At 69.6% G+C, this 19649-nt stretch carries 15 protein-coding genes; 11 read left to right on the top strand and 4 right to left on the bottom strand.

Annotated elements, in window-relative coordinates; translation table 11 throughout:
* Both QZ588_RS15405 and hrpB read left to right on the top strand, forming a co-directional pair.
* The coding region (locus tag QZ588_RS15405; RefSeq protein WP_295543830.1) for a transglycosylase SLT domain-containing protein at window positions 1-793 on the top strand (793 nt) is incomplete at its 5' end.
* 19 nt (window positions 794-812) lie between these two features.
* Complete coding sequence (gene hrpB / locus QZ588_RS15400; protein WP_295543829.1) at window positions 813-3362, top strand: ATP-dependent helicase HrpB; 2550 nt, start codon at window positions 813-815, stop codon at window positions 3360-3362.
* Between the two features lie 89 nt (window positions 3363-3451).
* On the opposite strand, the gene QZ588_RS15395 is transcribed toward hrpB, so the two are convergent.
* A complete protein-coding gene (locus QZ588_RS15395) occupies window positions 3452-4183 on the bottom strand; it encodes an HAD hydrolase-like protein (RefSeq protein WP_295543828.1) in 732 nt (243 codons plus the stop codon).
* 132 nt (window positions 4184-4315) lie between these two features.
* Here QZ588_RS15395 and QZ588_RS15390 point away from each other — a divergent pair, with 132 nt between their 5' ends.
* From QZ588_RS15390 to QZ588_RS15355, 8 genes are all read left to right on the top strand, one after another.
* Window positions 4316-5119, top strand: a complete 804-nt coding sequence (locus tag QZ588_RS15390) for a TSUP family transporter (protein ID WP_295543827.1) — start codon at window positions 4316-4318, stop codon at window positions 5117-5119.
* 87 nt (window positions 5120-5206) lie between these two features.
* Complete coding sequence (locus tag QZ588_RS15385; RefSeq protein ID WP_295543826.1) at window positions 5207-5698, top strand: hypothetical protein; 492 nt, start codon at window positions 5207-5209, stop codon at window positions 5696-5698.
* A gap of 85 nt (window positions 5699-5783) precedes the next feature.
* The gene (locus QZ588_RS15380) at window positions 5784-7100 is read left to right on the top strand and encodes an efflux RND transporter periplasmic adaptor subunit (protein WP_295543825.1); all 1317 of its coding nucleotides are present in this window, start codon (window positions 5784-5786) and stop codon (window positions 7098-7100) included.
* Window positions 7101-7178: 78 nt separating this feature from the next.
* Window positions 7179-10667 (top strand): efflux RND transporter permease subunit, encoded by a 3489-nt coding sequence (locus QZ588_RS15375; RefSeq protein ID WP_295543824.1) that lies wholly within the window; start codon window positions 7179-7181, stop codon window positions 10665-10667.
* A 221-nt stretch (window positions 10668-10888) separates the two neighbouring features.
* The gene (locus QZ588_RS15370) at window positions 10889-11359 is read left to right on the top strand and encodes a DUF29 domain-containing protein (protein WP_295543823.1); all 471 of its coding nucleotides are present in this window, start codon (window positions 10889-10891) and stop codon (window positions 11357-11359) included.
* Window positions 11360-11505: 146 nt separating this feature from the next.
* A complete protein-coding gene (locus QZ588_RS15365; RefSeq protein WP_295543822.1) occupies window positions 11506-12459 on the top strand; it encodes an efflux RND transporter periplasmic adaptor subunit in 954 nt (317 codons plus the stop codon).
* Window positions 12441-15197, top strand: a complete 2757-nt coding sequence (gene rbbA, locus QZ588_RS15360; protein ID WP_295543821.1) for a ribosome-associated ATPase/putative transporter RbbA — start codon at window positions 12441-12443, stop codon at window positions 15195-15197. The genes QZ588_RS15365 and rbbA overlap by 19 nt, the downstream gene beginning before the upstream one ends.
* Window positions 15198-15201: 4 nt before the next feature.
* On the top strand, window positions 15202-16329 hold the full coding sequence (locus tag QZ588_RS15355; RefSeq protein WP_295543820.1) for an ABC transporter permease: 1128 nt from the start codon (window positions 15202-15204) through the stop codon (window positions 16327-16329).
* Window positions 16330-16507: 178 nt separating this feature from the next.
* Here the strand turns inward: QZ588_RS15355 and QZ588_RS15350 are convergent, their stop codons facing one another.
* Genes QZ588_RS15350 through QZ588_RS15340 form a run of 3 tightly spaced genes read right to left on the bottom strand, consistent with a single transcriptional unit; the run spans window position 16508 to window position 18953 of the window.
* A complete protein-coding gene (locus QZ588_RS15350) occupies window positions 16508-16876 on the bottom strand; it encodes a hypothetical protein (protein WP_295543819.1) in 369 nt (122 codons plus the stop codon).
* Window positions 16873-17256, bottom strand: a complete 384-nt coding sequence (locus QZ588_RS15345; protein WP_295543818.1) for a P-II family nitrogen regulator — start codon at window positions 17254-17256, stop codon at window positions 16873-16875. The genes QZ588_RS15350 and QZ588_RS15345 overlap by 4 nt, the downstream gene beginning before the upstream one ends.
* On the bottom strand, window positions 17253-18953 hold the full coding sequence (locus QZ588_RS15340) for a DUF1538 domain-containing protein (RefSeq protein ID WP_295543817.1): 1701 nt from the start codon (window positions 18951-18953) through the stop codon (window positions 17253-17255). Before QZ588_RS15340 ends, QZ588_RS15345 begins: the two co-directional genes overlap by 4 nt.
* A gap of 394 nt (window positions 18954-19347) precedes the next feature.
* On the opposite strand from QZ588_RS15340, the gene QZ588_RS15335 reads away from it, so the two are divergent.
* On the top strand, window positions 19348-19649 hold a 302-nt coding region (locus QZ588_RS15335), incomplete at its 3' end, for a DUF6164 family protein (protein WP_295543816.1).

The raw sequence follows: 19649 nt of genomic DNA, 5'->3' as shown, positions 1-19649 counted from the left end.
GCGTGTCGACCGTGCGGTACGGCACATGGCGAGCAACGCCAAATATCTTACCGACCTCAACCGCCGCGCGCGTCCCTACCTGCACTTGATCGTCGAGGAACTGGAGCGGGCCGAGCTACCCACGGCGCTCGCCCTGCTGCCGGAGGTGGAGAGCCGCTACAATCCGCGTGCCGTGTCGCCGAAAAGCGCCTCGGGCATGTGGCAATTCATGCCCTACACCGGCCGCGAGATGGGGCTGGCGCAGAACAGTGTCTACGACGGGCGCAACGATGTGCTGGCCTCCACCCGCGGTGCCATCCGTTACCTGAAGCAGCTCTACGAGGAAATGGACGGTGACTGGGCCCTGGCGCTGGCCTCCTATAACTGCGGACCCGGCTGCGTGCGCCGTGCCATGCGCGTGAACGGTTCCCGGGACTTCTGGTCGCTGAGCAGCCTGCCCGCGGAAACCGAGCATTACGTGCCCAAGCTGTTGGCCATCGTCGAGTTGGTGACTCGGCCCGAGCGCTACGGCATGCGCCTGCCCGAGCTGCCGAATGACCCGGCGCTCGCCGTGGTCTACAGCGCAGGCACCATCAACCTGCAGGACGCCGCACGCCATGCCGGCGTGTCGGTGCAGACGCTGCGCGACCTGAACCCGGGCCTCAAGCTGGGTCGCACCCCCGCGCAGGGTCCGCACCGCCTGCTGGTGCCCGTGGACAATGGCGACAAGCTGCGCCGCGCGCTGGCCAAGGCCGGTCAGCTCGGCGGACCCAATGTCGCCGATGGTCGCAACGGCCGCGCCGGCGACAGCTGACCCGGCCCCGGCGGTAACCATGGCGTCGGTGCCGCCCGCGCCGGGCCGGCTGCCCATCGATGCGGTGCTGGCGGACCTGCGCGCCGCCCTGGCCGCGGGCCATGCGGTGCTCACCGCCCCGACCGGCTCGGGCAAGACGACACGGGTGCCGCCGGCACTGCTGGATGAGCCCTGGCTCGGCGATCGGGCCATCCTGATGCTGGAGCCGCGGCGCCCCGCCGCGCGCATGGCCGCGGCCTACATGGCGGCGGCGCGCGGCGAGGCCGTCGGAGATACCGTCGGCTCCCAGGTGCGCTTCGAGCGGCGCATCGGCCACGCCACCCGCATCCAGGTGGTCACCGAAGGCATCCTCACCCGCCGCATCCAGGCGGACCCGGAGCTCGCCGGCATCGGGCTGTTGATCTTCGATGAGTTCCACGAGCGCAGCCTGCAGGCTGACCTGGGCCTGGCGCTGGCCCTGGACGTGGCGGTGCTGCGCGCGGATCTGCGTATTCTGGTGATGTCGGCGACCCTGGATGCCGACCGCATCGCGGCGCTGCTCGGCGGCGGCGCCACGCCGGTACCCGTCATCCGCGGCGAAGGCCGCAGCCACCCGGTCAGCATCCGACACCTGGCGCAGACGCCGTCGGACCCCATCGCCGCCATGGCGCCTGCCATCCGCTCAGCGCTGGCGCGCGAGCAGGGTGACCTGCTGGGCTTCCTGCCCGGCGTCGCCGAGATCAACCGGGTGGCTGCGGACCTCGGCGCGCTGGCGGAGGTGGAGGTGCTGCCCCTGCATGGCAGCCTGCCCGTCGCCGCGCAGGCGCAGGCGCTGCGCCCGGCGCCCAACGGTCGCCGGCGGGTGGTGCTGGCGACGGACCTCGCCGAAACCTCGCTCACCATCGACGGCATCGGCGTGGTGGTGGACTCAGGCCTCACCCGCAAGCCGCGCTTCGCGCCCGGCCCGGGCATGACGCGACTGGTGACCCAGCCCATTGCGCAGGCATCCGCCGCACAGCGCGCCGGGCGTGCGGGCCGCCTGGGCCCCGGCCATTGCCTGCGGCTGTGGAGCGAGCCGGAGCACCAGCGCCGGCCCGCCCAGCGCCCCGCCGAGATCCTGGATGCCGACCTGACCCCGCTGGTGCTGGAGCTGGCCCTCTGGGGCGTGTCCGATCCCACTGTCCTGTGCTGGCTGGATGCGCCGCCGGCGGCGGCCTGGTGCCGCGGCGTCGCGCTGCTCACGGACCTGGGCGCCCTGGCGGGCGACGGGACCATCACGGCCCATGGCCGGCAGATGGCCGAGCTGCCGACGCATCCGCGGCTTGCGGCCATGCTCTGCCAGGCGAACGCCCGGGAGGTGCAGACGGCTTGCGACCTCGCCGCCTTGCTGTCGGAGCGCGATCCCTGGATCGGGGGCGACGGGCTGCTGCGACCCGCGGATCTGCAATCCAGGCTCGCCGCACTGACGGCCTACCGCGACAAGCACCGTCAGGCGACTGCGCTGAACGGCTTCGAGTCGCGGCGTCTGGCCAGCATCGACCGTGCGGCACGGCAGCTCGAGGGGCTGCTGGCGAACGCCGACCCTCACCAGGCCGTCGGCGCCGCAGAGCCCCGATCCGCCGCCGCCCTGCTGGCCCTGGCCTACCCCGACCGCATCGCCCAGAACCGCGGCCGCGACGGCCGCTTTCTGCTCGCGAGCGGGACCGGCGCGGCCTTGGCGCCCGACGACCCGCTGGCAGCCGCGGACTACCTGGTCGTCGCCCACCTGGATGCCGCCGGCGGCGACCACCGCATCCGCACCGCCCTGGCCATTGACCAGGCTGTGCTCGAGGCACTGTTTGCGGGCGGCCTGGAGACGCTCGAGCGCCTGTACTGGGACGCCCGGCGTGGCGCCGTCAGCGCCCGGCACGAAACCCGGCTCGGCGCCCTGGTGTTGACCAGCCGGCCCGCCCCGATGAGCGATCCCGACGCGGCACTGGCGCTGCTGCTGGCGGCGGTGGTGCAAAATATGGACGCCAACTTGAACTGGACGCCGGCGGCGCGCCAGCTGCAGGCGCGGGTGGCACTGGCCCGCCGGCTGGAGCCCGACGCGCACTGGCCCGACCTCTCCACCGCCGCCCTCACCGCCGACGCCGAGGCCTGGCTCGGCCCCTGGCTCGCCGGCAAGACGCGCCTCGCCGACGTCCGTGCCCTGGACCTGGTGGAGGTGTTGCGCGCGCGTCTCGGCTGGGCGCGCGCCCAGCGCCTGGATGCGCTGGCGCCGGCACGGCTCGCCACCCCCGCCGGCATCCAACGCCCCATCGACTATGCCGATGCCGCCGGTGAGCCGGTGCTGCGGGCGCCGATGCAAGAGCTCTTCGGCGCCCGCGAGACCCCCAGCATCTGGGCCGGGCGCCAACCGTTGACCCTCCACCTACTCTCCCCGGCCGGACGGCCGCTGCAGGTGACGCGGGACCTCGCCAGCTTCTGGCGCGGGGCGTACGGCCAAGTCCGCAAGGACATGCGCGGACGTTATCCCAAGCACCACTGGCCGGAGGACCCGGCGGCGTCACCGGCGGTGAAGGGCGGGCTCAAGCGCCATCTCGGCTGACGCGCCCGTGGGCGCTGGATGACGGGTCCATCACAGCTGAGTGTTAGGTCTCGGCGGATCGCCGCAGACAGGCCATCGGCATCCGCGGGTCACGGCTCAGATTCTGGCAGCAACTGTGCCCGGATATCGGCGACGCGCTCAAAGACGAGGTCGGGCCGGGCCCGGCTCAGGGCCTCGGCGCGGTTGTAGCCCCAGGTGACGGCGGCGGCGGTGACGCCGGCGGCCCGAGCCGCCGCGATATCCCGCAGCTCGTCGCCGATGTAGACCGCCGCCGCCGCGGGCACGCCGGTGCGCCGCAGCAGACGCCTGAGCCGCGCGCCTTTGCCGTGAATGGAGACGCCGGCTTCCAGATGATGGATGCGGCGCAGTGCTTGCGCGCCGAGCACCGCGCGGACATTATCCGCGCTGTTGGAGGTGGCGATGGCGAGGATCAATCCGGTCTGTTCCAGCTCGCGGAGCAGGCCGTCGATGCCGGCGAACGGGCGGATATGATGGATATCCGCGGCCATCCGCCGGCGCAGATCCCGGGCCACCAGCGGCGCCTTCCACCCCGGCACCCGCAAGTGGCGCAGGATCTCGCGGGCGCTCGCATGGCGCAGGATCTCGGTCTCCTCGGGTGCCACCTGCCGGAAGCGCCAGCGCGCGGCGACGTCGTTGAGCACCGCCGCGAGCCACGGAAAGCTGTCCGCCAGGGTGCCGTCGAAATCGAAGATCACCAGCCGCCAGCGGGCCGCCGGCGCGGGCGGCGCCCCGCCGCCACCGGCGATATGACCCGCCGCGGCTGGATGGTGGGCGCTCGCGGGCCGGGCGGCGGCTGGCACAGGGCGCCGCGGCACGCCCCCGGTGGGCTTCAACGGGGCATGCCCGCCGTTGAGATCCCGGGCAGCGGCCCGTCGACCGGCTGCGGCTTGCGCCGGACATTGGCGGAACTCGGATAGCAGGTTGTCGTGGTCATGGAAGTGCTGGAGCTCGCCCTGGTGTTGTTCGTCATCGCGCTGGTGGCCGGCGGCATCGATGCCATGGCCGGCGGCGGCGGGCTGCTGACGGTGCCGGCGCTGTTATGGGCGGGCCTGACACCGGTGCAGGCGCTGGCTACCAACAAGGCGCAGTCGGTATTCGGCTCGTTGGCGGCGACGGTGCGCTTCCTGCACGGCGGGGCCATCGATCTGCGCTCGGCCGCGCTCGCCGTGGCCTGTACCTTCGCCGGCGCCGCCGCGGGCGCCATCGCCGTGCAGGTGCTGGCGGGCGATCTGCTGGCCGGCCTGGTGCCGGTGCTGCTCATCGCCTTCGCACTGTACTTCCTGTGCTCGCCGCGGGTGTCCGATCTGGATTCCCGCCGGCGCATCGGGCATGGGACCTTCGCCTTCACCATCGGCACCAGTGTCGGCTTCTACGACGGCTTCTTCGGGCCCGGCACCGGGACCTTCTTCGCCATCGGCTATGTCGCCCTGCTGGGCTACAATCTGCGGCGTGCGACGGCCCATGCCAAGCTCCTCAACTTCACCAGCAACCTGGCGGCGCTGCTGCTGTTCGTCGCCGGCGGCCAGGTGGTCTGGGCGTTGGCGCTGGCCATGGCGGCGGGACAGTTCATCGGCGGGTGGATCGGCGCCCACCTGGTGCTGGCCCACGGTGCCAGGCTGGTGCGCCCGGTGCTGGTGGCGATGTCGCTGGCCGTCTCCGCCCATTTGCTGTGGGAGCAGTCGCCGCAGCGTGCCGACCCGGAGCCATCGCCGGCGAGCCTACCGGCCACCGACTGACATGCGGACATGCCCACGGCGTCGTCGGCGCAATGGCGCCGCCGGCGGTACTTGCACTACGGGCGCGCAGCATTCAGATTATCGGCCATGCTCAGCCATCGCCGACACCTCGCCGCCATCGCCTGCGTGCTGCTGCTGAATCTGCAGCTGTTCGCGGCGAATGCCCTCGGCTGCGTGCACCGGCCCGCCGACGCGGCGGCCAGCGCCGGCTGTGCGCATTGGGGTGTTGCGGCGATGCCGACAGTCGATCGCTCCGCCGCCACGCCCGACCTCGCGTCTGCGCCCGACCTGGAATCTGTGCCCAGCCCGGCGCCCGCGCCCATGTCTGCCCTGGCCCTATACCCGGATCTCGAGCCGACCCCCGCCGCCCCGACGGCCCAGGCCGCGGGCACAGCCACGGGCGAGCCCTGCCAGAAGTGTAACCTCGGTCAGGTGGCCGGCGCATGGCACCTGGTGCTCGCCCGGGCCCCCGAGCTGGCAGTCCGGCATACCGCACTGCCGCACGCGCACCCGGCCGTGCGCATCCACGCCCACATCCCCGACGGCCTGCTGCGGCCGCCCCGCTCCATCTCCGGCTAATGCCGCCGGCGGCCAAAGTGCCGCCAACCGTTGCACCCCGACCCATGTCGCTTCTGGCACCGGGTCTGAGACCGGAGATACACCCATGATCCGTTTGCACCGACGGCGCCCGCCGGGCGTCGCATCCCGCTGGTGGCCGATGGCCGCGCTGGCACTGCCGCTGGCACTCGCAGGCTGCGAAGACGCCGAGCAGCCGAGCGAAGGTTTGGCCGCGGCCATGGACGACACGGCCCTGGCGCACGCCGCCAAGCACATGGACCCCAAGTACGTGTGCCCGATGCATCCACAGATCATCAAGGACGCACCCGGCTCCTGCCCCATCTGCGGCATGGACCTGGTGGAGAAGATGATGGACCCGATGACGGGGAAACGGCCGGAAGTGGCGCTGACACCGGCGGTGATTCAGACGCTGGGCGTGCGCACCGCCAAGGCCGAGCGCGGCACGCTCTGGAAGTACATCAAGACCGTCGGGCGCGTCGAGTACGATGAGACCAAGCTCGCCCACGTGCATCCGCGCGCCGACGGCTGGATTGAAGCTCTGAGCCTACGCGCCGAGGGCGAGCCCGTGCGGGCCGGCCAGCAATTGGCGGCGCTCTACGCGCCGGACATCCTCTCTGCCCAGGTGGATTTCCTCCTGGCGCAGGACCGCAGCGGCACCCAGCGGCGGGTGAGCGAGGACAAGGCCCGCAATATCCTCCGGCTGCTGGATGTGCCGGACGACATCATCCGCGAGATCGAGCGCACCGGCGAGCCCCGCAACCGCATCCCGGTGCGCGCCCCCATCGACGGCATCGTGACACAGATGACCGCCCGCGATGGCATGTATGTCACCGCGGCCAGCGCCATGTTCACCATCGCCGATCTCGCCCAAGTCTGGGTCATGGCGGATGTCTACGAGCACCAGATCGATTGGCTGCGCGAAGGACTCTCCGCCGAGATGACCGTCCCGGCCCGCCCGGGTCGCACCTGGGAAGGCAAGGTGGACTACCTTTACCCGGCACTCGACCCGCAGACCCGCACCCTCACGGTCCGCCTGGTGTTCGACAATCCCGATCTGGCGCTCAAGCCCAATATGTTCGCCGACGTGGTCATCTACGGCGGACCCAAGCGCGACGTGCTCAAGGTGCCCGCCGAGGCGGTCATCGTCACCGGCGAGCGCGAGCGTGTGGTGCTGGCCCTCGGCGACGGGCGCTTCCAGCCGGTGGACGTGGTGACGGGGATGCAGCGCGCGGGCGAAGTGGAAATCATCCACGGCCTGACGCCGGGTGATGCGGTGGTGACCTCCGGCCAGTTCCTCATCGACTCCGAGTCCAACCTCCAGGCCAGTTTCATGCGCATGGCGGCGCCGGAGACGGCGGCCGGGGGCGACGGTGTGAGCGGGGGGCAGGCGCATGCCCAATAGTCATGCGCACAGTCCCGCCGCCGGATTTGGCGCCTACCCCCGCGGCGCACACCACGCCAATCCCGGGGGGACCTGACCATGCACCACGTCATCCTCTGGTCCCTCAAGAACCGCTTCCTGGTGCTCATCGGCGCCCTGCTGCTGACCGGCTGGGGCATGGTCGCGCTGAAGAACACACCGCTGGATGCCATTCCAGACCTGTCCGACGTGCAGGTCATCATCAAGACCAGCTTCCCCGGACAGTCGCCGCGGGTGGTGGAGGAACAGGTCACCTACCCCATCACCACCACCATGCTGTCGGTGCCGGGCGCCAAGGCGGTGCGCGGCTACAGCTTCTTCGGCGACTCCTATGTCTATGTCATCTTCGCCGACGGCACGGACCTGTACTGGGCCCGCTCGCGGGTGCTCGAGTACCTCAATCAGGCGGCGGCGGACCTGCCCGACGGCGTCCAGCCCAGGCTCGGGCCGGATGCCACCGGCGTCGGCTGGGTCTACAGCTACGCGCTGGTGGACCGCACCGGCCGGCACGACCTGGCGCAGCTCACCAGCCTGCAGGACTGGTTTCTGAAATTCGAGCTGCAGACGGTGCCGGGCGTCTCGGAGGTGGCCACCGTCGGCGGCATGGTGCGCCAGTACCAGATCGTTGTTGATCCCGGGAAGCTGCGCGGCTATGGCATCCCGCTCGAGCGGCTCATCACTGCGGTGCGCAATGCCAACCGCGAGGTGGGAGGCTCGGTGCTGGAGCTCGCCGAGGCCGAGTACATGGTTCGCACCCGGGGCTACCTCACCTCCATCGAAGACATTGAGCTGATCCCGGTGCACACCACCCCCGACGGCACGCCGGTGCTGCTGCGGGACCTGGCGCGGGTACAGATCGGCCCGGAGATGCGCCGGGGTATCGCCGACCTCGACGGCGCGGGGGAAATCACCGGCGGCATCATCGTCATGCGCGCTGGCGAGAATGCGCTGGCCACCATCGATGCCGTCAAGCAGCGCTTGAACGAGCTGGCCCCGAGCCTCCCGGACGGCGTGGAGATCGTCGAGACCTACGACCGCTCCCAGCTGATTCTCGACAGCGTCGATAACCTGCGCAGCAAGCTCATCGAGGAGCTCATCGTCGTCGCTCTGGTCTGTATCGCCTTCCTGTTCCACATCCGCTCGTCGCTGGTGGTCATCCTGAGCCTGCCGCTCGGGATTCTCATCGCCTTCAGCGTCATGCAGGCCCAGGGCATCAACGCCAACATCATGTCCCTGGGCGGTATCGCCATTGCCATCGGTGCCATGGTGGATGCCGCCATCGTCATGATCGAGAACGCCCACAAGCACCTGGAGCGCTACGAGGCCGAGCACGGCGAGCGCCCCCGCGGCGAGGCGCACTGGCGGATCATCGCCAATGCGGCGGTGGAGGTGGGGCCGGCGCTGTTTTTCAGCCTGCTCATCATCACCCTTAGCTTCCTGCCGGTGTTCACGCTGCAGGCCCAGGAGGGGCGGTTGTTCCGCCCGCTGGCCTTCACCAAGACCTACGCCATGGCCGCCGCCGCCGGCCTCGCGGTCACCCTGGTGCCGGTGCTGATGGGCTATCTGGTGCGCGGGCGCATCCCGGCGGAGCACAAGAATCCGCTGAACCGCTTCCTGATCTGGCTGTATCGCCCCTGCCTGCGAGCGGTACTGCGACTGCCGCGCACCACCATCGTGGTGTCGGTGCTGATCATGGCGAGCATGCTGATCCCGCTGGCGGGGGTCGGCGGGGTGCTGGCGCCGCTCAAGTGGCCCTTTCAGACGGCGTCGGCGGTCATGTCCCTCGCCGCAGGGGCCGACGAAGGAGGCCGCCCGCCAGCGGCGGATGCAACGTCCGCGTCCGGCCTCGCTGACGCTCGGCCCGACCAACCCGCGACGCCCGACCAGCGGGGGCCCGTCGAGGTCATCGAGGGCTGGCAGGTCGGGCTTGCCGACGCCTGGCAGGCGACCTTCCGCGGCGTGCCCGTGTTGGAGGACTGGCATCGGGGCCTGGGCACCGAGTTCATGCCGGACCTCTACGAGGGCGACCTCATGTACATGCCCACCACCCTGCCGGGCCTGTCCATCGGTAAGGCCCAGGCGCTGCTGCAGCAGACCGACCGGCTCATCGCCAGCGTGCCGGAGGTGGCGCGGGTGTTCGGCAAGATCGGCCGCGCGGACACGGCCACGGACCCGGCACCGCTGACGATGATCGAGACCGTGATCCAGCTCAAGCCCGCGTCCGAATGGCGCCCGGGCATGACCGTGGAGAAGCTTATCGACGAGCTGGACGCCACCGTGGACCTGCCGGGCATCACCAACGCCTGGGTCATGCCCATCAAGACCCGCATCGACATGCTCGCCACGGGCATCAAGACGCCGGTGGGCGTGAAGATCGCCGGGCCGGACCTGGCCGTCATCGAGCGCATCGGCCAGGACGTGGAGCGCGCGGTGCTGACGGTGGCGGGCACCACCTCGGCCTTCTCGGAGCGTGTCGCCGGCGGCCGCTATGTGGAGATCCGCCCGGACCGGCTCAAAGCCGCCCGCGTCGGTCTCAACGTCAGCGACATCAACCAGCTGGTGGCCGCGGCCATCGGCGGCATCAACGTCAGCCGCACCGTGGAGGGGCTGGAGCGCTATCCCATCAACATCCGCTTCCCGCGCGAGCAGCGCGACGATGTGCAGAAGCTGCGCGAGCTGCCCATTGTCACCCCCACGGGTGCCCAGATCCCGTTGGGGCAGGTCGCCGAGGTGGCCATCGTCGACGGCGCACCCATGCTCAAAAGCGAGAACGCCCGCCTCAACGGCTGGACCTTCATCGATATCCGCGGCCGCGACCTCGGCGGCTGGATCAGCGAGGCCCGCCAGGTGGTGCGCGAGGCGGTGGATCTGCCGCCCGGCTACTCGCTGACCTGGTCCGGCCAGTACGAGTACATGGCCCGCGCCCAGGCGCGCCTGAATCAGGTCATCCCACTGACGCTGGCCATCATCTTCGTGCTGCTCTACCTCACCTTCCGCAGCACCACCGAGGCGCTGCTGGTGATGCTCTCCCTACCGTTCGCGCTGGTGGGGGGCTTCTGGCTGGTGTACCTGCTCGGCTACAACCTGTCCATCGCCGTGGCCGTCGGCTTCATCGCACTCGCCGGCGTCGCCGCGGAGTTCGGCGTCGTCATGCTCGTGTATTTGGACAATGCACTCAGACAGTGGTCGCGTGAGGGTCGGCTCCAGACCCGCGACGACCTCGAGGCCGCCATCGAAGAAGGCGCGGTGCTGCGCATCCGTCCCAAGGCGATGACGGTCGCCACCATCTTCGCCGGCCTCCTGCCCATCATGCTGCTGGGCGGGGTTGGCTCAGAAGTGATGCAGCCCATCGCCGCGCCCATGGTAGGCGGCATGATCACCGCCCCACTGCTGAGCCTGTTCGTGCTGCCGGCCATCTATCTGCTGTGGCGTCAGCGCCCACTCAGGCGCGGCGAGTCGCCCGTACCACTGCCGGCGGACACCGCCGAGCCGGACCCCGGCAGCTCCCCGGCCGCGCCGGAAGCGACGGAACGGGCGCGGCCTCGGTGATGAATGCAATCAGGGCCTGCGCGGCGGTAGCCTGCTCTTCGGATGTGATGGCCCCGGGCCACACCGGCCGGCGTCGACTGGCAGTTCACCCACCGAGCAGTCACGCATCAAGCTCAAGCATCTTTATCCGCAAGTTACGCTAAGATGCGGTATTAGCCTGGGGTGAGAGCTCATGCTCGTTCATCAAGGTTTCGGCTCATCTTCTTCGGACAAGAGACACGATGACTGATCTTGCCAAGCTTTACCAAACCGACTATGCCGTCTGGGCCGAGCGCAACGCCGAACTGTTGCGCGCGCGACGCTTCGATGAGCTCGACATCGAGCATCTGCTGGAGGAGCTCAGCGACATGAGCAAGAGCGATCGCCGCGAGCTGCACAGCCGCCTGCTCGTCCTCCTGGCCCACCTGCTGAAGTGGGAATATCAGTACGCTCGGCTTAGCGAACGGTGGCGCGAATTCGATGGACGCAGCTGGCGTTCAACCATTGTCGAGCAGCGCGAGCAACTCGCCGGTCTGCTGCGCCAGTCCCCCGGCCTCCAATCCGCGCTCGATGGAGCCATTGCGGAGGCCTACCCAGCGGCCGTGCGGCTCACGTGCAAGGAGACGCAACTGCCAGTATCGCTGTTTCCCGATGCCTGCCCCTACAGTCGCGCACAGATCTTCGACGATGATTTCTACCCCGTGACAAGCTGAGCCATGACTGACGACGAATGTCGGGGACGATTACGGCGACAGTTCACCGCATTCTTGTCCGCACGAACCTGAACCGACTTCAGTACCGGCCCCAGTTGGTTTTGCTAGCGTTGAGTGATGACAGATCAGGCGACTCGAGGTCCAACATGACTCACCGCTGGCGATGGACGCTGGCCCTGGCGCTGCTGGCCGCCGCGGTTGCAGGGGCGGCCTGGTGGTCGCTGCCGGGTCGTGACGGGCCGCCGCCCGGCGTGGCGGTGGCCAACGGGCGTATCGAGGCCACCGAGGTCCAGGTCGCCACCAAGCTCCCCGGGCGCATCGACGAGATCCTGGTGGACGAGGGGGACAGCGTGCAGGCCGGGCAGGTGGTGGCCCGCATGGATACCCAGGAGCTCGAGGCCCGGCTGCACGAGGCCCAGGCCCAGGTGACGCGCCACCGCGAGGCCCGCAAGGCCGCCGAGGCCCTGGTGGACCAGCGCGACAGCCAGTGCGCTTACGCCCAGAGCGAGCACCGGCGGATCCGTCAGCTCATGGCCCGGAGCCACACCAGCGAAGACGCGCTGGACCGGGCGCGCGCCGATGCCGAGGCCGCCGAAGCCGCCTGCCGCGCGGCGAGGGCGCAGCGGCTCGAGGCCGAGGCCGGTATCGAGGCGGCCCGGGCGGCGGTGGAGCGCATCGAGGCGGAGCTCGCCGACGCTGCCCTGCATGCCCCGCGCGGCGGACGGGTGCTGTTTCGCCTCGCCGAGCCGGGCGAGGGGCTGGCCGCCGGCGGCCGCCTGCTGACCCTGGTGGACCTGGACGACGTCTACATGATTGTCTACCTGCCGACCGCGCGCGTTGGCAAGATCCCCGTGGGGGCCGAGGCCCGGCTGTTGCTCGACGCCCTGCCGGACAGGCCCGTGAAGGCGCGGGTGTCATTCGTGGCCGACGAGGCCCAGTTCACGCCCAAGCACGTGGAGACCCGCGAGGAGCGCCAGAAGCTCATGTTCCGCGTGAAGGTCCGGGCCCTGGAGAATCCCCAGGGCCTGCTCAAGCCCGGCATGCCCGGGCTGGCCTATATCCGCCAGAGCGACGCCGAGACTTGGCCGCCCGAGCCGTGATGGCCGCCGGCGCGGCCGTGGAGGCCGTCGGGGTCGGCCACCGCTACGGTGACCAGGCCGCCCTCGCCGCCGTGGACTTCCGCCTGGAGGCCGGGGACCTCGTGGGCATCATCGGCCCGGATGGCGTGGGCAAGTCCACCCTCCTCGGGCTCATCGCCGGGGTACGCCGGATGCAACGGGGAGAGGTCCGGGTATTGGGCGCGGACCTGCGCAAGGGCCGCGACCGCGCGCGCGCCGCCCATCGGATCGCCTACATGCCCCAGGGGTTGGGACAGAACCTCTACCCTGAGCTCAGCGTGGCCGAGAACATCGCCTTCTTCGGCGCCCTGTTCGAGCTGCCCGCCGCGACCCTGCGAGCGCGCCGCAGCCTGCTCATGGAGGCCACCGGTCTCACTGCCTTCGCGGCCCGCCCCGCGGGCAAGCTCTCCGGCGGCATGAAGCAGAAGCTCGGGCTGTGCTGTGCGCTGATCCATCAGCCCGAGCTGCTCATCCTGGACGAGCCAACCACCGGCATCGACCCCCTGTCCCGGCTGCAGTTCTGGGCGCTGGTGCAGGCGATGCGACGCCAGTCGCCGCGGATGGCCACGCTGGTGGCCACCTCCTACATGGCGGAGGCCGAGGGCTTCGACCGCCTGTACATGATGGATGCCGGGGCTTTCCTCGACGCAGGCGCGCCGAACGCGCTCATGGCGCAGACCGGGAGCGACAACCTGGACGATGCCTACGTGACGCTGCTGCCCGCGGCGCGGCGCCGGGACCGCCCGTCGCTGGAGCGCTCGCGCGCGTCCCTGGACGAAGACCGCGAGACGGCCGTCGAGGCCTGCGAGCTCACCCGGCGCTTCGATGGTTTCACCGCCGTGGACGCGGTCAGCTTTCGCATCCGCCGGGGCGAGATCTTCGGCTTCGTCGGCCCCAACGGCAGCGGCAAGACCACCACCATGAAGATGGTCACCGGCCTGTTGCGCCCGAGCGCAGGCGAGGCGCGGCTGTTCGGCCGGCCGGTGCAGGCCGGGGATCGGCAGGCCCGGCACCAGCTCGGCTACATGTCGCAGAGCTTCTCGCTCTACGGCGAGCTCTCCGTCTTTCGCAACCTGGCCCTGCACGCCCGGCTGTTCGATCTGCCCACCGACGAGATCGCCGGGCGCGTCGACGCCCTGCTCCAGCGCTTCGGGCTGCGGGAGGTGGCGCAGCGCCCCACCCGGGAGCTGCCGCTCGGCCTGCGCCAGCGCCTCTCCCTCGCCGTGGCGACCATCCACCGTCCGCAGATCCTGATCCTGGACGAGCCCACCTCGGGCGTGGATCCGGTGGCCCGCGACCAGTTCTGGGCGCTCCTGCTCGAGCTCTCGCGCGAGCAGGGCACGACCATCTTCGTGTCGACGCACTACCTGAGCGAAGCCACCCGCTGTGACCGGCTTGCGCTGATGAACCGCGGCCGGATGCTCGCCTATGACAGCCCCGAGGCCCTCGTCGAGGCGCAGGGCGCGGAAGATCTGGAGTCGGCGTTCATCGCCTTCATCCGCGAGGACCGGCAGGCGGACGACGCGGAGGCGGTGTCCGCAGAGCGCATCGCGGCCGTCCCGCAGCGCGAGGACAGGGTGGGCGGCGCCGGCGGGTTCCGGTTCGCCCGGCTGTGGGCGCTGAGCGTGCGCGAAGGACGGCAGATCCTGCGCGACCGCTTTCGGATGTTCTCGGCTTTCATGGTGCCGCTGGCCCTGATGCTCATCTTCGGCTTCGGCCTGAACGTGGACGTGGAGGACCTGCCCTACGCGGCCTTCGACCAGGACGATACGCCGCAGAGCCGGCGCTACCTGGAGCAGTTCACCGCTTCGCGGTATTTCGTCGAGCGTGCGCCCATCGACTCGGATGCGGCGCTGGAGCGGCGTTTCCAGAGCGGCGAGCTGGCGGTGGCGGTGGAGATCCCGCCGGGATTCGGCCGCGATGTGGTGCAGGGCGACCGGCCGGAGGCGGCCATCTGGATCGACGGCACCATGCCCTACTACGCCGAGACCGCACGCGGCTACGCGCAGTTGCTGCATGCCACCTACCTGCGCGACCTGCTGCGCGAGGCGGGCGGCGAGGGCCCGGCACGCTCACCGGTGAACGTGGAGATCCGCTATTGGTACAACCAGGGACTGAAGTCCAAGTTCGCCTTCGTGCCGGGCACCCTGGCGGTGATCCTGCTCATGATTCCCGCCATGCTCACCGCCGTGGCGGTGGTCCGCGAGAAGGAGATGGGCTCCATCACCAACCTCTACGCCACGCCGGTCAGCAGGCTGGAGTTTCTGTGGGGCAAGCAGTTGCCCTACGTGGCCATCGGCTTCCTCAACTTCCTGCTGCTGACGCTGGTGACGGTGACCGTGTTCGCCGTCCCCCTCAAGGGCAGCTTCGTGGCGCTTGCGTTGGGGGCCCTGCTGTTCGTGCTGGCGGCGACGGGGATCGGTCTGGTGGTGTCGAGCTTCACCCGCAGCCAGGTCGCCGCCTCCATCGTGACCCTCCTGCTGACCATGGTGCCCTCCTTTCAGTACTCGGGTCTGCTCTCGCCGGTCTCGGCCCTGGAGGGCGGGGCCAAGCTGTTCGGCCAGGCCTGGCCCACCACCTATTTTCTCAATATCAGCGTGGGGGCCTTCACGAAGGACCTGGACGTAGCCCGGCTCCTGCCCAACTTCCTGATGCTGGCCCTGATGTTCGTGGTGCTGAGCGCCGCCGGCGTCCTGCTGCTGCGCCAACAGCAACGCTAGGCCCGTGCGCGCGCTGAGCCATATCGTTCGCCTGGGCCTGAAAGAGCTCGCGAGCCTGCGCGACGACCCGGTGCTGGTCCTCTTCATCGTCTACGCCTTCAGCCTTGACATCTTCGTCGCGGTGGACCAATCCGTTCAGGTCAGAAACGCCTCGGTCGCCATCGTCGACGAGGATCAGTCACCGCTGTCGCGCGGCCTGTTCGAGGTCTTCTTCCCGCCGCAATTCCAGCATCCCCAGCCGCTGGCGCAGGCGGCGATCGAGCGGGCCCTGGATACGGGACGTTACACCTTCGTGGTGGACATACCGCCCGACTTCCAGGCGGATCTGCTGCAGGGGCTCGGGCCCTCGGTGCAGGTCAATGTGGACGCCACCGCCGTCGCCCAGGCCTTCACCGGCTCTGTCTACGTGCAGCAGATCATCGAGGACGAGGTCCGCGCCTATCTGGCGGTCCCGCCGCCGGCGTCGACATCCCCTGTGTCAGCCACGACGCGCATCCGCTACAACCAGAACAGCGAGTCGGCCTGGTTTCTGGGCGTCGCGGAACTGCTGACCATGGTCACCGTACTGTCCATGCTGCTGCCGGCGGCCGCGCTGATCCGCGAGCAGGAGCACGGCACCATCGAGCACCTGCTGGTCATGCCGCTGAGCCCGGCGGAGATCATGCTCGCCAAGGTGTGGGCCAATGCGCTGGTCGTGCAGGCCGGCACGCTGGCCTGCCTGTATCTGGTCATCCAAGGGCTGCTCGCGATCCCCCTCGCCGGCTCGCTCGCGCTGTTCATGTTCGGGACCTTCATCTATCAGTTCACCATCACGGCCATCGGCATGGTGCTGGCCACGCTGGTGCGGTCGGTGGCCCAGTTTGTCCTGCTGCTGCTGCTGGTCATCATGCCCATGATCTTCCTGTCCGGCGTATTCACGCCCGCCGAGTCCGTGCCGGAGGCCCTGCAATGGCTCATGGTCATCTCGCCCATGCGCTATTACGTGGAGTTCTCCTTTGCGGTGTTGTTCCGCGACGCCGGCATCGCGGTGCTAGGCCGGGAGTTGCTGCTGATGGCGCTGATCGGCGCGGCCGCCTTCGCGGTCTCGCTGCTGCGGTTTCGACAGCATTTCAGCGCGGTGGGCAGCGGTTAGGCCCCGAACCGGGGCGCAAGGCCGCTGCGCCCCCGGCCGCAGGGAAGGAAGGGTCACCATTGAGCTGACCCCGCACAATAGGCAGCCAACGATCCTCGCGGCTGCGCACGATAATCCAGGGCAATCGTCCACGAGATGCAAGTCGCATCCGGGTTGTCGGTTTTTGCGGGCCCGGACCTCAGGTTTGTGCCTGATCGGCCTCGAACCCTTCCGGAAATGGCATCATCGGGTGTCCACGGGAGACTGCCTCCATTAGGATCACCCCCTGGTGCGGTAGATCGAGATGACCTGCCTCGAACAGCAACCGGAACACCGCATCGGCGTGGGCGGCCTCCACCAGCACGGTGATCACATCGCGCTCGATCCAGACGAGCGTGCCCGGGCGCTGGCCGCGGCGGTCGGTGCCGCGGGCGTGGTGATGGGTCACGGACAGCACGCCGGCGTGGTCCTCCACCCGATTCATGAGCGCCAGGCCGTGCCCGCTCATGACAATGGCCGTGACCAGCTTCTTCTCGACGCCGTAGCCGATGTGGCCGAGGACGCTCATTCCCGGCGCTCCGCGTGCACCCCGAAGCGGGCGGCGATGTCCTGAGGAATGTGGGTGGCCATCTTCTCCAGCCGGGTGAGCCAGAGGATACCCATGCCCGGGGTGTCCATCTTGGCGGCGACGAAGACGCGCTCGAAGATGTGATCCGCCTGCTCGTTGGGCACGACGATGTAGATCACCTCCTTCTCGGTATCGACGGTGAGGCCGAGGATGCCCATACGCTTCTGACGTACCCCTGTGCCGTGGGCATGGAAGACGGTGGCGCCCTGGGCACCGGCGTCCATGGCCACCCGCACCACCCGGTCGGCGGTGCCGCGCTGGACGACGGCGGTGAGCAGGGTGACGCCGGTGAGGACGATGAATTCATTGCCGGCGCTCATGCGGGTGTCCTCCGGAAGCGGCCGCGGGTGTTGATGTCGATCCAAAGCCCGGTGGCCAGCACCGAGACGATGGGGCCCACCGAGCACATGGCCAGGATGCCGAAACCGTCGGCCGCCTCCACCGCATGCCCCAGGCCGATACCGAGCGCCATCAGCAGCGGCACGGTCACTGGACCGGTGGTCACTCCGGCGCTGTCCCAGGCCAGGTTCACCAGTTCCTCGCGGGAGAGGATGGTCAGGCCCAGTGCCAGCGTATAACCCGCTACCAGCAACAGCCACAGGGGCAGATCGAACAGGATACGGCTCACCCCCAGGGCGGCGCCGCAGCCGACACCGATGGCCACCGCATGCAGCAGCTGGCGCTTGCGGAAGGCGCCGTCGGTGAGATTTTCCACGGTCATGCCCATGGCGTTGAGGGCCGGCTCGGCGATGGTGGCGCCGTAGCCGACGGTGAAGGTGAACAAGAGCGTCACGGCGATCCCGAGCGCAAAGGGGTACAAGGCCGGGGCGCCGGTGTCCCAGTGCGGCGAGAACGCCCAGGGGACATTGACGCCGGCCTGCTCGCCCAGGGCCACCAGCCCGGTGGTGAGGCCCAGGTTGAACAGCGCCATGCCGGCGATGGCCATGGTGACGCCGTAGACGAAGACGTTGCGCTCACGGATGCGCCGCCGCAGCAGCAGCAGCTGCACCAGTACCAACAACAGCAGCAGTGGCACGATGGCGCGGAAGGCGCCCAGGACCTCCGCGAAGGGGCTCTCCGCATGCCAGTGGTCCGGTGCCGCGGCGGCGACCGGCAACAGCGCGCTGGGGCCCTGTGCGGCGAGGTAGGCGGCCACGCTGAGCACCCCGACGATGGGGAACAGCGAGGCCAGCGTGACGATGCCGAAGCCGGACAGCGGATTGTCGCTGCGGCCGGTGGACGCGGCGACGCCGACGCCCACGGCGAGCACCAGCGGCACGGTCACCGGCCCGGTGGTGATGGCCCCGCAGTCCCAGGCGAGGCCGATGATGGGCGCCAGCGCCGGCTGCTGTGCGGCCCAGATCGTCAGCAGCAGCGTCGGCGGCACGATGATCATCACCAATACCTTGAGCCGCCAGCCGAACATCAGCCGCAGCATGCCGAGACTCACCGCCAAGCCGACACCGGTGGCCACCGCCAGCACCAGCCACAGCGCATAGGGCCCGAGCAGCTGCCTGAGCCAGGGCGCACGCTCGCTGGAGATGGCGTCGGCGGCCGCCTGCAGGGCGCCGATGGCCGGCTCTGCAAAGGTGGCCGCACCCCCCAGCAGCAGGCTGAAGCCGAGCAGCACCGAGGGATGCATGCGCCCCGGCATATGAAAGCCCACGTTCTCGGCGAAGGGCATGAGTCCGCGCTTGACGCCCTCCATGAAGAACATCAGGCCGACGATGACGGCCAGGATACCCAGCACGACGGTTTCGGTATCCAGCAGCGAGGTGCGCAGCGCCAGCGCCTGAAAGGCGATCAGCAGCAGTGCCAATGGCACCACGGCGCGCAACTGCTCACCGAGCCGCGCCGACACGTAAGGCGTTAGCAGGCGATGCAGATCCACCACACGCAGCCGCGGGCGTGCCGGGAGCAGCCGCTCGGCTTCCAGCACGGCGGAGAAGTCGACCTGCCGCTTGTGGCGCCTGATGGCGCCAAGGTAGGTGCCGTAGCGAATCTCGCGCTCGCTCAAACTGCTGGTTACCGACTCAGTTAGACACAAGGGATCGACATGAGGAGGGCAGAGACGCGACCGTGAAGGCTGGTCACGCATCGGCTCCAAACACTGCGCTCAACACGGTACGCTAGCACCGCAGGCGGCGATGGGCAAGCGCCGCGGCGGCCGTCACGAAATCCTTGCGGGCGCAACGGTAACGGCCCGGTTTGCCTTGCACGCCGGCGGCCCTTGTACCGCCCGATCTGCGGCGGCATTGGACACAGCGATCGAGCCCCGGCGCACCGGCGCTCCCGTGCAATACGGGACGGAGGCGAGTACTGACCGACGGCCGCCACGGTTGTCCGGCGAGCATGCAGTCGGTAAGGTCAAGGGCTTGGACACGCGGTAATACGGTCGCGGGGAGGTGCGCATGTCGGTGCTGATCTTTCGTCTCAACGGCGTCCCCGACGACGAGGCGGCCGATGTGCGCGCCCTGCTGGAGGAGCACGGGTTGCTGTATCACGAAACCACCGGCGGCTTCCTTGGCTTCGGTGTGGCGGGTCTCTGGCTGCTGGACGATCGTCGTCAGGAGGCCGCGCGCGCTGTCATCGATGCGTATCAGCGGGAGCGCTATGCCCGTCTCGCCGCTGAGCACGCGGCGCAGCGGCGAGCCGGCCTCAGCGAGGGCACGCTGCAACGCATCGCCCGCCGCCCGTTGCAGTCCCTGCTCTA

This window comes from uncultured Thiohalocapsa sp., from assembly GCF_913062725.1.
Taxonomy (GTDB): domain Bacteria; phylum Pseudomonadota; class Gammaproteobacteria; order Chromatiales; family Chromatiaceae; genus Thiohalocapsa.
Note: the sequence above shows the minus strand (reverse complement) of the source record. Positions and strands in the feature narration are given on the sequence as shown.

Bases quoted from the DNA above. Each gene is read 5' to 3' on its own strand.
- hrpB (WP_295543829.1), top strand. From the start codon at position 813: ATGGCGTCGGTGCCGCCCGCGCCGGGCCGGCTGCCCATCGATGCGGTG.
- QZ588_RS15390 (WP_295543827.1), top strand. From the start codon at position 4,316: ATGGAAGTGCTGGAGCTCGCCCTGGTGTTGTTCGTCATCGCGCTGGTG.
- QZ588_RS15385 (WP_295543826.1), top strand. From the start codon at position 5,207: ATGCTCAGCCATCGCCGACACCTCGCCGCCATCGCCTGCGTGCTGCTG.
- QZ588_RS15380 (WP_295543825.1), top strand. From the start codon at position 5,784: ATGATCCGTTTGCACCGACGGCGCCCGCCGGGCGTCGCATCCCGCTGG.
- QZ588_RS15375 (WP_295543824.1), top strand. From the start codon at position 7,179: ATGCACCACGTCATCCTCTGGTCCCTCAAGAACCGCTTCCTGGTGCTC.
- QZ588_RS15370 (WP_295543823.1), top strand. From the start codon at position 10,889: ATGACTGATCTTGCCAAGCTTTACCAAACCGACTATGCCGTCTGGGCC.
- QZ588_RS15365 (WP_295543822.1), top strand. From the start codon at position 11,506: ATGACTCACCGCTGGCGATGGACGCTGGCCCTGGCGCTGCTGGCCGCC.
- QZ588_RS15350 (WP_295543819.1), bottom strand. From the start codon at position 16,876: ATGAGCGTCCTCGGCCACATCGGCTACGGCGTCGAGAAGAAGCTGGTC.
- QZ588_RS15345 (WP_295543818.1), bottom strand. From the start codon at position 17,256: ATGAGCGCCGGCAATGAATTCATCGTCCTCACCGGCGTCACCCTGCTC.